The following is a 13,131-nucleotide window of genomic DNA, read 5'->3' on the forward strand; positions in this document are numbered from 1 at the left end:
TTCTTCCCCCGGGTCAGGCGCTGAACAGGCCGCGCTGCCCGAAAAGCGGGTGGCGCAGGCCGATTTCGGAGGGGGCGGCGAGATAACGTGCCGCCTTGCCGACCTCGTAGGACGAACCGAAGACGAGCGGCACATGCTCGTGGATGTCTTCAGGGACGAGATCAAGGATGCGGTGCGCGCCGTCGGTGGCGCAGCCGCCGGCCTGTTCCATCAGGAGCGCGACCGGGTTCGCCTCGTAGACGAGACGCAGGCGCCCATGGCTGTAGCCCTTGCGGGCATCGGCGGGGTAAAGGTAGATCCCGCCCTTGACGAGGATGCGATAGACATCGGCGACCATCGAGGCGATCCAGCGCATGTTGTAATCCGCGCCTCGCGCGCCTTCAGCACCCTTGATGCAATCATCGACATAGGCGCGCACCGTCTCGTCCCAATGCCGGTAATTGGACATGTTGATCGCGAAACTCGTCGTCTTTTCGGGGACGATGATGCCCGGCCGGGTCTCCACGAAGGTTCCGAGGTGACGGGAGAAGGTGAAGATCGTCGTTCCGTGGCCGAGCGTGAGGATCAGCGCCAGCTGTGGCCCGTAGACGAAAATGCCGGCCGCCAGCTGGTTACTGCCCTCCTGCAGAAAGGAAGCCTCGGCGCCGTCCAGCGCGGGAAGGATCGAGAAGATCGTGCCGATCGACATGTTGATATCGACATTGGACGAGCCATCGAGCGGATCGACCGCCAGCGCCAGCCGGCCGCGGGATTGAAGCGCCATGACCTCCGGCTGTTCCTCTGAGGCGTAGAAGGCCACGTCGGCCTTGCGGGCGGCCTCGGCGAACAGGCGGTCGGCGTGAACGTCGAGCGCATGCTGCGCATCGCCGCTGGCATTGTGGTTCGTGCCGTTCAGGCTTTCGACACCGGTGAGCCCTTCCTCGATCGTCTTGTTCAGCGCCAGGGCTGCCGCCGCCAGATGGCGAACCAGTTGCGCCACCGCTTGCGGCAGGACGCCGCCCCGGCTGGCATGAGAACCCAGATAGGCATCAAGGGTCGCTCCGCTCATGTTTTCCTCCCAAGTTCGAAACTGGGAAGAGCATCCGCAAAACACGTCGATAATGGAATTTTATTTATTTTACATATCCGATAAATTTTCCTAACTTGTCGGCATGCGAAACGTCACTCTTCGGCAGCTTCGGGCCGTCAAGGCGATCCACGAAAGTGGAAAAATCATCAAGGCGGCCAATATGTTAGGTCTGACAGGCCCGGCCGTGACCCTGCAGCTGCAACAGTTGGAAGAAGAACTGGGCGTCACTCTTTTCGACCGCCTGACGGAGGGTCTGCGTCCAACCGCCGCAGGCTTGGCTGTGATTGAGGCCGCCGAAACGATCGATGAACGGCTGCGCATTCTGGACGACGAGGTCGAGGCGATCGCTGGCGGTCGGCGCGGCACGCTCCGTCTGGGCGTGGTCTCGACCGCCAAATATTTCGCGCCGCGTCTGATGGCCTCCTTCTCGAAGAAGTTTCCCGATATCAGCCTCGATCTGACCATCGGCAACCGCGAGGAAATCGTCACGGCCCTGAGCGGGCATGGGCTCGACATTGCTCTCATGGGGCGGCCGCCGCGCCATATCCCGGTCGAGTCCCATGTGTTCGGGGATCATCCGCTGGTCATTGTCGGGCCGGCCGATCATCCTCTTGCCGGCAAGCGCGAGATCAGCAAGGAGGAGATCAGCCGGGAACGGTTTCTGATCCGCGAATCCGGCTCCGGTACCCGCCTTTCGCTGGAAATCTTCTTCTCCGATATTCCCGGCAAGCTCGAGCAGCTTGGCCGCGAGATGGCGTCGAACGAGACGATCAAGCAGGCGGTCATGGCCGGCATGGGCGTCGCCTTCATTTCGGCTCACACAATCGAGATGGAGGTGGAACTCGGGCGCCTTGTGATCCTGGACGTCGTTGGCATGCCGATCCGGCGCGAATGGTTTTCGGTCTGGCGTTCCGACCGAAGCTTCACGCCGGCCATGCAGACCTTTTCGCATTTCCTGAAGACGGAGGGCGCGAAGTTCCTCCCCTTGGTGCGCAAGCCCTACAGCTATCAGGGCCTCTCCGCCTCCACGCCGGACGGATGACCCCCGCTGGGATCAAAGCCCGCTGCCCGTGCGCGGTCCCTCAACGTGTCGTGTTCGAAGAGGCCGTTGAACGCAAACGTCTCACGAATGCGACGCGAAATCTCAAAATCGCGTCGGTTATCGTCGAAGCATTAGGCAAGGCGCGTGGTTGCGTCTATGATCGCGCCCGAGGATCACGGGAGGCGGCCCTCAAGCCGGTGTCTTTATGGGTTTTTCGGATCACATCAAGGAAATCGAGCGCGTCTGGCAAGGCAGCAATACGGGGCGCGACCCCATCGTCGTGGACTCCTGGCGGCGCTGTCTGGCGACCTATCAGCTTGACCCGACGCGTCCGCAGGAAGCCGTCATCGTGTCCGAGACCCGGCTGCGCGAGCATCGCCAGCAGGCCGAGGATCTTGTTCATATCGCAAGGTCCGGTCTGGAGCGGCTCTACCGGCAGGTGGCGGAGCAGAATTACGTTCTCCTCCTGTCGGATCGTCAGGGCGTTACGGTCGAATTTCTGGGCGATGCCTCGTTCAACAACAATTTGCGCAAGGCGGGGCTCTATCTGGGCTCCGAATGGTCGGAACCGCGCGCCGGCACCTGCGCCGTGGGTGCCTGTATCGCCACCGGCGAGGCGCTGACCATCCACCAGACCGATCATTTCGACATCACCCACACCCCCCTCTCCTGCACCGCAGCCCCCATCTATGACACGCAGGGCGCGCTCGCCGCCGTGCTCGACATTTCGCTCCTGAGTTCGCCGATCCTCAAGACGAGCCAGAACATGGCCCGCCATCTCGTGTCCTCGACCGTTCGGCGGATAGAGCTTGCCAATCTCATGGCCAATAGCCGGCACGATCTGGTATTGCGCTTCGCCGGCGCACCGGAATTTCTCGATGTCGATCCGGAGGCGGCGATTTCTGTCGATGGTGGCGGCCGTATCACCGGCATGACCCATGGCGGCGCGCGGTTGCTCGCCAATTCGGGTGGCGTGGACTGGCGGAGCCCCGAGCGTCTGATCGGCCGGCAGGTGACAGATTTCTTCGACGCGGGGCTCGACGAGCTTGCCTCGCTGACCCGCGCCAGCCTGCCGCAGGATCGGCGTATTGCCGTGCGCGACGGCAGCCTGCTCTATGCCCATGCCATCGAGCCGCAGCAGCGGGTTTCGGGCGTGGCGATCGGGTGGGCGGCCGCCCGACCACCTCCGGCCATCGCGAGACTGGGCGGCGCCGTACCTGCCATCGACGCGCTGCGACGCAAGGTCGAAAAGCTGGCTCCCAGCCGCCTGCCCATCCTGCTGCAGGGCCAGACCGGAACCGGCAAGGAATATCTGGCGCGCATCGTCCATGATGCGAGCGGCGTGACGGGCCGCTTCGTCGCCGTCAATTGCGCGGCAATTCCCGAACAGCTGATCGAAAGCGAACTCTTCGGCTATACGCCCGGCGCCTTTACCGGCGCGCTTGCCAAGGGGCGCAAGGGGCTGATCGAAGAGGCCGAGGGCGGCACGCTCTTTCTTGACGAAATCGGCGACATGCCGTTTGCCGCACAGAGCCGGCTGCTGCGCGTGCTGGCCGAGGGCGAAGTTATGCCCGTCGGCGGCTCTGCGCCGCGCAAGGTCGATTTTCGTGTCGTCTCGGCGTCACACCGGCCGCTCGCGGATATGGTCGCCGCCGGCACGTTCCGCGAGGACCTCTATTATCGGCTGAATGCGGCGGTGCTGGCGCTACCGGCGCTGTGCGAGCGTGAGGATTTTCCGTGGCTTGTCGACCGCCTGCTGGAAAAGCATGGGCGGTCTGGCCGACCCCTGCGGCTCGCCGGTGCTGCGAGACTTTTGATCCTGAACTATCGCTGGCCCGGCAATATCCGTGAACTCGACAACGCCATCGCCTTTGCTGCGGCGCTCTGCGACGACGGGTTGATCGAGGTCGAGGATCTGCCGGATCACCTCACCCCTCTTGCACACCCGCGCGGCCTCGCCACCGCCGCGGGCGAGAGACGCGAGGAGGCCGACCTGCGCGCGACGCTTGCGGCCTGCAAGGGCAATGTCTCGGAAGCCGCAAGGCGGCTTGGAATCGATCGAACCACCATGCATCGCCGCATGCGACGGCTCGGCATCGATCGTCCCCATTGAGTAAAGCACTGAGGCAGCCGCCACAGATGTGGCGCCACAGGTGCGGCGCTCCGGCTGGTGAACGCGTCCAAAAGCCCTTTGTTTTCAATTGATCCTCTTGCTCCGCTGCTCTGGCACGGGCGTTGCAGCCTTGTCTTTCATCAAAAGCCGCCAAGGGAGGAAACATGCGCGCGCTCCGATTTCACGCAGCCAAGGACCTGCGTCTCGAGAATATTGCCGAACCCAATAAGCCGGGTCCGGGGCAGGTTCTTGTCCGCAACCGCTTCGTTGGTATCTGCGGCACCGATCTTCACGAATATAGCTACGGTCCCATCTTCATTCCGACGGAACCGCATCCCTTCACCGGGGCCCATGGTCCGCAGGTGCTGGGCCACGAGTTCGGCGGTGTCGTCGAAGCGATTGGCGAGGGCGTGACCTCGGTCAAGGTCGGCGACCGCGTCTCGATCCAGCCGCTCGTCATGCCGCGCAAGGGCGACTATTTCGCCGATCGCGGCTTGTTCCATCTCAGTACGCAGCTTGCCCTTGTGGGTCTGAGCTGGGAAGGCGGCGGCATGGCGGAAGCGGCCCTCGTCAACGAATACAATGTGCAGAAAATCCCTGATGAGATGACCGATGAGGAGGCCGCCCTTGTCGAGCCCACCGCCGTTGCCGTCTATGCTTGCGATCGTGGCGGGGTGACCGCCGGCAACAGCGTTCTCGTCACCGGCGCCGGTCCCATCGGCATGCTGACGCTTCTGGCCGCACGGGCCGCTGGGGCCGCTCAGCTTTTCGTCTCCGACCTCAATGACGCCCGGCTTGAACTCGCCAAAAGCATCCTGCCCGATGTCATCACCATCAACCCGAGGCGCGACAATGTCGGCGATGTCGTCCGTTCGCTGACGGAAGGCAATGTCGGCTGCGATGTCGCCATCGAATGCGTCGGCAACGAACATGCGCTGAAGGCCTGCGTCGATGCCGCGCGCAAGCAGGGTGTCGTCGTCCAGACCGGCCTGCATCCGCATGAAAACCCGATCGACTGGTTCCAGGTCACGTTCCGCGATCTCGAGATCAAGGGCTCCTGGGCCTATCCGACCCATTACTGGCCGCGCGTCATCCGCCTGATCGCCTCGGGCCTCCTGCCGGCGACGAAGATCGTCACCAAGCGCATCACGCTCGACACCGCCGTGAAGGAAGGTTTCGACGTCCTGCTCGATCCCGCCGGCACACAGCTGAAGATCCTGATCGATCTTTCGAAATAAGCCCTCGCGCCATCGCCTGCACCGGGAGAGGAGCCCGGCAGGAGGGATCGGCCAAGGCTTTCCGGAACGCTCGCCGCGGGCGTTCCAAACCACCCTACCCCAAGCATTTACGGAGGAGAAAACCATGCTTGACATCACCCCCGGAACCAAGATCGACACGGTTCTGTCAAAACTCGGAAAGGCGCTCGCCAGCGGCGACATCGACGCCGCCGTCAACCTGTTTCAGGCCGAATGCTACTGGCGCGACCTGGTGACCTTCACCTGGAACCTGAAGACCATGGAAGGTCACGAACAGGTGCGCGACATGCTGAAAAGCCAGCTTGCCGCGACCAAGCCCTCGAACTTCGTGCAGGATACCAAAGAGGCCGCCTCCGAAGCCGGGGGTGTGACCGACGGCTGGTTCGAATTCGAAACCGGCGTGGCCCGCGGCTACGGCCATATCCGCCTGAAGGACGGGCTGATCTGGACGCTGCTCACCACCATGACGGAACTGAAAGGTCATGAGGAGCCGAAGGGCGCGCGCCGTCCGATGGGCGCCGAACACGGCCATGACCGCAACCGCAAGACCTGGAAGGAAAAGCGCGAGACGGAAGCGGCCGAACTCGGTTACTCCACCCAGCCCTATGTCGTCATCATCGGCGGCGGTCAGGGCGGCATCGCGCTCGGCGCGCGGCTGCGCCAGCTCGGCGTGCCGACCATCATCATCGAGAAGAACGAGCGGCCCGGCGACAGCTGGCGCAAGCGCTACAAGTCGCTCTGCCTGCACGACCCCGTCTGGTACGACCACCTGCCCTATATCCCCTTCCCGGAAAACTGGCCGGTCTTCACGCCCAAGGACAAGGTCGGCGACTGGCTGGAAATGTACACCAAGGTCATGGAGCTGAATTACTGGGGCTCCACCACCTGCAAATCCGCCCAATATGACGAGAAGACCGGCGAATGGACCGTCGTGGTCGATCGCGCCGGCCAGGAAGTCGTCCTCAAGCCCAAGCAGCTGGTGCTGGCCACCGGCATGTCCGGCAAGGCCAATGTGCCGAAAATTCCCGGTCAGGATGTCTTCAAGGGCGAGCAGCAGCATTCCTCGCAGCATCCGGGTCCGGACGCCTATTCCGGCAAAAAGGTCGTCGTCATCGGCTCCAACAACTCGGCGCACGATATCTGCGCGGCGCTCTGGGAAGCCGGCGCGGATGTGACGATGGTTCAGCGTTCGTCCACCCATATCGTCAAGTCGGACTCGCTGATGGAAATCGGGCTGGGCGATCTCTATTCGGAACGTGCCGTTCAGGGCGGCATGACGACGCGCAAGGCCGACCTCATCTTCGCCTCGCTCCCCTACCGGATCATGCATGAGTTCCAGATCCCGATCTACAACCAGATCCGGGAAAAGGATGCGGAGTTCTACAAGGCGCTCGAAAAGGCCGGCTTCATGCTGGACTTCGGCGATGACGACTCCGGCCTCTTCATGAAATACCTGCGGCGCGGGTCGGGCTATTACATCGATGTCGGGGCCTGCGATCTCGTCATCGACGGCTCGATCAGGCTGAAATCCGGCTCGGACGTCTCGCACCTGACCGAAAACGCCGTGGTGCTGAAGGATGGCGCCGAGCTTCCGGCCGATCTCGTGGTCTACGCCACCGGCTATGGCTCAATGAACGGTTGGGCGGCCGACCTCATTTCGCGCGAAGTGGCTGACAAGGTCGGCAAGTGCTGGGGTCTCGGCTCCAACACGACCAAGGACCCCGGTCCATGGGAAGGCGAGCAGCGCAACATGTGGAAGCCGACGCAGCAGGAAGCACTGTGGTTCCACGGCGGCAACCTGCATCAGTCGCGCCACTATTCGCAATATCTGTCGCTACAGCTGAAGGCCCGTCAGGTGGGCATCGATACCCCGGTCTACGGCATCACGAAGCCGCATCACCTGTCCTGAAATGCCGAAGGGCGCCGGGGTTTCATCGGCGCCCTTCTTTCCTGGTCGCGCGCCGGCTCCAAGCTGGATGTATTGGTAGCGCCGCCTCCCAAACCTCAGACCGCCGCCGCCTTATCGATGATGTTTCTCAGTTCTCTGATCGTGTCGCCCATCCGGGCCCCGGCGCGCAGGATACTGCCGCCCAGCAGGTAGACGCTATCCTCGCCATACATGCCGATCATCTCCGGCATGCGCTCCGGCGTCATGCCGCCGCCGGGGCTCGGCAGGATCGCTCTGCCGGGGCCACTCGTCGAGGTGCAGGCCCCGGCAATCGAGCGGCATTCTTCGGCCGAAAAGCCGAAACGACCGCCGACATTGGGGAAAACCGAAATATCCGCACCTGCCAGACGCGCCATGGTTCCGAACATCATCGCATGGCTGAAGCCGGCATTCTCGTTGAGCACCCAAGCGCCGAGGAAGGACGGATGGACCATGATCGGCAGGCCGAAGTCGGACCGGCGTGCCAGGCGCTGCACCGCGTCGAAGCCGTAAAGCCCCGGCATCAGCATGACGCCATCGGCGCCTTGTTCCCTGGCGAACCAGGCATCTTCGAAGAAGCGGTCCGCATGACCTGCAATTGTCGGAAAATAGAGCGCCCTCGCCGTCTCTCCGGCCGCCTGCCGTGCCGCATTGGCCTTCGCGACGGCCTCGACGAGCTCAGGAATGCGTTCGCGGAATGGCGCGGATGGCTGGTTTGCCAGCCCGTGGTCTTCCTTGATGATATCCGCTCCCGACAGCGCCGTCTCGTAGCTGATATGGGCAAGATGTTCGATCGAGGAGCCCTGCGGCTTGATCACCGGGCAGACGAACCCACCACGCTTCCGGGCGGACAAGTGCCGCAACCCGTCAATGCCGAAGCGCGCGCCGGGGAAGCGGCTCGCCACCACCGGCCCGGTCTCCAGACCGATGACCTTGATCCCCTTCTGGATCGAGGAATTGCCGAAGACGACATTGAGAAACTGCGCCAGCTCCTCCCCCGCGCTGTCGGGGCTGTAGGAGATCCGGGCGAGAAAACGTCCCTCCCCCTCCTGCGCCACGCTCTCCACTCGGCCAAGGATTTCGTCTTCGACATAGCCGGCCGGGACGACATCGCGGGGAATTTCAACCGTTTGCTCCAGCGCGATGCCTTCGGCCCGTTCCCGCGCCTCGGCGGCATCGCCGGCAAAGATGCGGTAGGTGACGATAAAGCGGTCGCCGCTCATAGGGCCTCCGCCTTGACGAGCGAATGGACGGCATCGACGCGCGCGGCGTCGAGATCGTCTTCGCTGATCCCGAGCGGTTGGCCGATGAGGCTTTCGACGCCCCGCGTCAGCGCCAGCGCGTCGAGACCGTAGAAGCGCATGAGATAGGGCTTGGAGCCGCCATGTGCATAGGTGTCCTTCAGACCGAGCCGGATGAGGCGCTTGCCGACACCTGCATCCGCCATGGTTTCGGCCACCAGCGAGCCGATGCCGCCCTCGGTAACATGGTTCTCCAGCGTAACCACACCGTGGCGCACGGAGGCGATGTGGTCGAGCAGCGCCGCCGCATTGAAGGGCTTGATCGTGTTGAGATGCAGGTGGCGCACGGACACGCCGGCAGCCTCCAGCGCGGCACGGGCGCGCAGCGCCTCCTCCGTGGTGATCCCGGCGGTGACGATCAGCACATCCGCGCCACGTGCGAGTTCGCGCATTTCGCCCACCTTGATCGGTGTGTCGAACAGGCGCGGCACCGAGCCGCGCAGCACACGGCAATAGACCGGCCCGTCGATGCTGTCGGCAGCCTCGCAGATGCTTTCCACTTCGGTAGCATCGCCCGTTTCCAGGATCGTCATGTTCGGGATAGACCGCATGACCGAGATATCCTCGATCGCCTGATGCGTCATGCCGCCCGGCGTAGTGATGCCCGGCAGGAAGCCCATGAGACGCACCTTGCGACGCGGATAGGCGACGGAGGCCATGAGCTGGTCATAAGGCCGGCGATAGAGGAAGACGCCGAATGTGTGCAGGAACGGCCGGAAGCCGGCAAGGCCGAGACCGCCAGCAAAGCTCATCATGTTCTGCTCGGCCATGCCGAGCGAAATGAACTGATCCGGATGCCGATCGCGGAAACCATCGACCTCGCAGGACGACGTAAGATCCGCCGAGAGGCAAAGGACCTCCGGGTTGGCGACCGCATATTTCTCGAAAGCCCCGGCATAGGGGCGCGAAACCATCTCGACCATCGTTCAATGCTCCCCGTATACCACCGGCTCGACGCCGAGTTCGCGTGCGATTTCCGTGTTCATTTCCACGCGCTCCTGCTCGGACTTGAAGCGGACATAGTGGAGGCGCGGGAAGCGGCGCTCGAGGAAGCTCATGCCCCTGAAGGGCGAGGTATGGGCCAGAACGATCAGCGGCCTGCCATCATGCGGCTCGGCCACGGCCTGACGCATGGCGTCGAGATCATGCCCATCGATGTCGATGGCGCGCGCGCCGAAGAGTTCCAGCTTGGCGCGGATGTCGCCCACTTCCATGACCGAGCTCATCGCGCCGTCGCATTGCTGGGCGTTGACGTCCATGATGGCATAGAGATTGTCGATGCCGTGATAGGCGGCGGCCTGCACGGCCTCCCAGGTCTGCCCCTCCTGCACCTCGCCATCGGACATGAAAACCCAGACGCGGCCCGGTTCGCCCCGCCGCTTGCGGCCCCAGGCAAGACCGGCGGCGGTCGACAGGCCGATGCCCAGCGTGCCGTTATGCACTTCCATGCCCGGCGAATGTTCCGCCCCGATCATTTCGACCGAAGAGCCATCCTTGTTGAACATGTCGAGCCCTTCCGGCGCCATGCGGCCGACCTCGATCAGCGCGGCATAGGCAACGAGGGCGTAATGCGCGGGCGCGATGAACAGCCGGTCGAATTGCGGGGCAGCCGGGCCATTGTAGCCGGCACCCGTGTGATAATCCGGGTTGGAGGCGGATGGCACGCCGCCAAACGGCTTCGGGATCATCGGCAAGGTCGGCTGGCCGAGCTTCAGCTCCTCGTTATAGAGCCAGGCGATCTGCTCGGCAGCCGAACAGGCCTGGCTCATATAGCCGCCATTGTTGAGGATCGAATGTTCGAAGACGCGCCGGCGAATGCCCAGCGCCACTTCGTCCGTGGTTTTCGAATTCAGCATGTTTCCTCCCGCGACCGTGTGTCCGGCGTCGTTTTCTACATATGTCAACAGTCTCGACAAATGTAAAGATGGGAGTTGATCCGATGGAGTCAGGTCCAAAGCAGCGAGATTGGAGCCGCATGCAGATTCTCGGCGAACGGCGTGATACGGTCGTGATCGTGTAGGACGAGGCCACGCAAGAAGCGCTCGCCAACGGCATCGCGCAATTGTCTTAGACCCCGAAAGTCACGGGCAGACACGGTCGCCGAAGCTTTTACTTCTATGCCGACGACCCGTCCTCTGCGGTCTTCAAGCACGATATCAACCTCATCCTGCTCCTTGGTGCGGTAATGCGTCAGCGTAACCCTGCGCTCAGACCAGGATGCAAGCTTCTGTAATTCGGAAAAGACGAAGCTCTCCAGAAGAGGGCCGAACCGGCTTCTTTCCCGCGCAAGCGTCTGCGCATCGTCCTCCCGCAAGGCGGCGAGTAGGCCGGTGTCGAGGAACTGGATTTTCGGTGTCTTGATAAGGCGGCTGAGCCGGTTGTTCGACCAGGGTTGCAGCGTGCGAACCAGGAAAAGCCGCTCCAGCAGCCCGACATATTTCTGCGCCGTAACGTTCGACAATCCGAGCGCCGTGCCAAAGCTGGTATAGTTCGTCTGTTGGCTGGCATGTTCGGCCAATATCTGCAGGAGCCTTGGCAGCCGGTCAATCTGGTCGATCTGGGCCACGTCCCGGATATCGCGATCGAGGATGAGTTGTACGTAGTCTTCCAGCCAGGCGACACGGCGGGCTGGCGTCGCCCGACGCAGCACCTCCGGATAACCTCCGCGCAAGACCATATCGACGAGAGCATCCCCGGTCAGGCAAACGCTCGGAACCGACAGTGCATCCCCAGAGAAAAGGTGGTCGATGGCCTGTCCACCGCTCCCCAGGATTTCAGATTGCGCGAAAGGCAAGAGCGGAATGACCGCCATGCGGCCCGCCAACGAATCGGCAATCGCCGGAATCGCCGCCAGATTGGCCGAACCCGTCAACAGAAAGCGGCCCGGGCGGTCATCGGCATCAACGCTCTCCTTGATTGCGAGCATCAAGGCAGGGACTCGTTGCACCTCGTCAATCACGGCCCGGTCGAGACCGCGGACGAAGCCGACCGGATCGGTTCGCGCAGCATTCAGCGCACCGGCATCGTCAAGTGTAATATACTGTCGCTCCCTGCCGGCAACCTGGCGAGCAAGCGTGGTCTTGCCTGCCTGACGTGGTCCAGCGACGAGAACCACACGCGTATCTTCAAGGGCTTCCTCAATGCGAATGGTCGCCTTACGTGCGATATAGGCGTTATGGGAAGGATGTTCGGGCTTGTTGTTCATTCGCCATTTTTAACTCAAAACTCGACTGATTTAAATTATCAAATTGACCAATCTAAATTGATAACGGAATGAGCAAGACGATAGGCCGAGCAGTCCGCTGATTGTTGACGGAGTTGGCGAAATCTCCAATAAATGAACTGATCCCCGACACCTCAAGCTTTCCATAGCTTGAAATCGCCCCTTTGACTTTTGTCAGCGTTCGTGAATAATGACAAAATCATCGTTTGGGGGTGTGATGGCGATCCGTCCGGCAGAGCAGATTCTTCACAAGGCCGCTTGGCTTTATTACACGCATGGCCTGCGCCAGGATGAGGTGGCGAAGCACCTCGATATTTCGCGCGCTTCGGTCGCCATGTATCTGCGCCGCGCCCGCGAAATGGGCATCGTCACCATAGCGACCTCGACAGAACTCTTCTCGGACGACGTTCTTGCCCGCACGCTCGAAGATCGGCTCGGCTTCGACACGGTCTGGATCGTGCCGGAGGGCGGGCATGCGCTCGATCCGGCAGCCGAAATGCCGGTCGTGGCCGCCGCAGCCTTCCAGAGCCTCGTCAAGAAAGGCGACACGATCGGCGTCGCCTGGGGCCGGACTGTATACCACATCGCCGATGTCATGCCCTTTGCCGATCTTCAGGGCGCAACCGTGGTCCAGCTTTGCGGCAATCTCGGCGCGCCCTATTCCTATCGTCCCGACCAGTGCACGACCGAAATCGCCCGCCGGCTGAATGCCGAGGGGATCAACTTCTATGCGCCGCTGGTGATGAGCACGCCGGAACTTGCCGATGCGTTGCGCCGCGAACCGGTCATCCAGGAACAGATGGCGCGTATTTCGGAATGCAGCCTCGTGCTCTACTCGGTCGGCGGCATCGAGCCGGACAGCCATCTCGTGAAATGCGGCGCCGTCACGGCAGACGAATTGAAGGCACTGGAAGCGCAGGGCGCGCGCGGCGTCATCGCCGGCCAGGTGATCGACGGCGACGGCCAGTGGATGGACTGCGCGCATAACCGCCGCTGCATTTCGGCCAGTATCTCCTCCATCCGCTCCATCCCCCGCCGCATGATGGTGGTCGAGCAGATGGAAAAATTCGATGCCCTCTATGCCGCCATTCGCGGCGGACTGGTGAGCCATCTCGTCGTCACCGCATCCATGGCCCAGCGCCTGCTGGAGCGTTTCGACGCCGACGCCGGACCGGCGTAAACCCTATCACGACAGAGGCC

The 13,131-nt window shown here is 62.6% G+C and carries 10 protein-coding genes; 5 read left to right on the forward strand and 5 right to left on the reverse strand.

Features of this window, described 5'->3' with window-relative positions; translation table 11 throughout:
• Positions 1 to 13 precede the first annotated feature (13 nt).
• Complete coding sequence (locus tag ABID16_RS11805) at positions 14 to 1,048, reverse strand: class 1 fructose-bisphosphatase (RefSeq protein WP_354556548.1); 1,035 nt, start codon at positions 1,046 to 1,048, stop codon at positions 14 to 16.
• Between the two features lie 103 nt (positions 1,049 to 1,151).
• On the opposite strand from ABID16_RS11805, the gene ABID16_RS11810 reads away from it, so the two are divergent.
• The 4 genes from ABID16_RS11810 to ABID16_RS11825 all read left to right on the forward strand — a co-directional run bounded on the left by ABID16_RS11810 (position 1,152) and on the right by ABID16_RS11825 (position 7,389).
• Positions 1,152 to 2,111, forward strand: coding sequence for a LysR family transcriptional regulator (locus ABID16_RS11810; protein ID WP_354556549.1), 960 nt, complete (start codon positions 1,152 to 1,154; stop codon positions 2,109 to 2,111).
• A 205-nt stretch (positions 2,112 to 2,316) separates the two neighbouring features.
• Complete coding sequence (locus ABID16_RS11815; protein WP_354556550.1) at positions 2,317 to 4,224, forward strand: sigma-54-dependent Fis family transcriptional regulator; 1,908 nt, start codon at positions 2,317 to 2,319, stop codon at positions 4,222 to 4,224.
• A 164-nt stretch (positions 4,225 to 4,388) separates the two neighbouring features.
• The gene (locus ABID16_RS11820; protein ID WP_354556551.1) at positions 4,389 to 5,462 is read left to right on the forward strand and encodes a 2,3-butanediol dehydrogenase; all 1,074 of its coding nucleotides are present in this window, start codon (positions 4,389 to 4,391) and stop codon (positions 5,460 to 5,462) included.
• Between the two features lie 124 nt (positions 5,463 to 5,586).
• The gene (locus tag ABID16_RS11825; protein ID WP_354556552.1) at positions 5,587 to 7,389 is read left to right on the forward strand and encodes an NAD(P)/FAD-dependent oxidoreductase; all 1,803 of its coding nucleotides are present in this window, start codon (positions 5,587 to 5,589) and stop codon (positions 7,387 to 7,389) included.
• Positions 7,390 to 7,484: 95 nt separating this feature from the next.
• On the opposite strand, the gene ABID16_RS11830 is transcribed toward ABID16_RS11825, so the two are convergent.
• From ABID16_RS11830 to ABID16_RS11845, 4 genes are all read right to left on the reverse strand, one after another.
• A complete protein-coding gene (locus tag ABID16_RS11830) occupies positions 7,485 to 8,630 on the reverse strand; it encodes a RuBisCO large subunit C-terminal-like domain-containing protein (RefSeq protein ID WP_354556553.1) in 1,146 nt (381 codons plus the stop codon).
• Entirely contained in the window at positions 8,627 to 9,631 is a 1,005-nt protein-coding gene (locus ABID16_RS11835) for a transketolase family protein (RefSeq protein WP_354556554.1), read from the reverse strand. The genes ABID16_RS11830 and ABID16_RS11835 overlap by 4 nt, the downstream gene beginning before the upstream one ends.
• 3 nt (positions 9,632 to 9,634) lie before the next feature.
• Positions 9,635 to 10,564, reverse strand: a complete 930-nt coding sequence (locus ABID16_RS11840) for a transketolase (protein ID WP_354556555.1) — start codon at positions 10,562 to 10,564, stop codon at positions 9,635 to 9,637.
• A gap of 89 nt (positions 10,565 to 10,653) precedes the next feature.
• Positions 10,654 to 11,913: an ATP-binding protein gene (locus tag ABID16_RS11845; RefSeq protein WP_354556556.1), complete on the reverse strand. Its 1,260-nt coding sequence runs from the start codon at positions 11,911 to 11,913 to the stop codon at positions 10,654 to 10,656.
• A 235-nt stretch (positions 11,914 to 12,148) separates the two neighbouring features.
• Here ABID16_RS11845 and ABID16_RS11850 point away from each other — a divergent pair, with 235 nt between their 5' ends.
• Entirely contained in the window at positions 12,149 to 13,111 is a 963-nt protein-coding gene (locus tag ABID16_RS11850; RefSeq protein ID WP_354556557.1) for a sugar-binding transcriptional regulator, read from the forward strand.
• Positions 13,112 to 13,131 lie beyond the last annotated feature (20 nt).

Source organism: Limnomicrobium aquaticum, from assembly GCF_040545545.1.
GTDB lineage: Bacteria > Pseudomonadota > Alphaproteobacteria > Rhizobiales > Rhizobiaceae > Ensifer_A > Ensifer_A aquaticum.

What these genes read in the sequence shown, in the direction of transcription:
- ABID16_RS11805 (WP_354556548.1), bottom strand. Translation starts at nt 1,048, where the DNA reads ATGAGCGGAGCGACCCTTGATGCCTATCTGGGTTCTCATGCCAGCCGG.
- ABID16_RS11810 (WP_354556549.1), top strand. Translation starts at nt 1,152, where the DNA reads ATGCGAAACGTCACTCTTCGGCAGCTTCGGGCCGTCAAGGCGATCCAC.
- ABID16_RS11815 (WP_354556550.1), top strand. Translation starts at nt 2,317, where the DNA reads ATGGGTTTTTCGGATCACATCAAGGAAATCGAGCGCGTCTGGCAAGGC.
- ABID16_RS11820 (WP_354556551.1), top strand. Translation starts at nt 4,389, where the DNA reads ATGCGCGCGCTCCGATTTCACGCAGCCAAGGACCTGCGTCTCGAGAAT.
- ABID16_RS11825 (WP_354556552.1), top strand. Translation starts at nt 5,587, where the DNA reads ATGCTTGACATCACCCCCGGAACCAAGATCGACACGGTTCTGTCAAAA.
- ABID16_RS11830 (WP_354556553.1), bottom strand. Translation starts at nt 8,630, where the DNA reads ATGAGCGGCGACCGCTTTATCGTCACCTACCGCATCTTTGCCGGCGAT.
- ABID16_RS11835 (WP_354556554.1), bottom strand. Translation starts at nt 9,631, where the DNA reads ATGGTCGAGATGGTTTCGCGCCCCTATGCCGGGGCTTTCGAGAAATAT.
- ABID16_RS11840 (WP_354556555.1), bottom strand. Translation starts at nt 10,564, where the DNA reads ATGCTGAATTCGAAAACCACGGACGAAGTGGCGCTGGGCATTCGCCGG.
- ABID16_RS11845 (WP_354556556.1), bottom strand. Translation starts at nt 11,913, where the DNA reads ATGAACAACAAGCCCGAACATCCTTCCCATAACGCCTATATCGCACGT.
- ABID16_RS11850 (WP_354556557.1), top strand. Translation starts at nt 12,149, where the DNA reads ATGGCGATCCGTCCGGCAGAGCAGATTCTTCACAAGGCCGCTTGGCTT.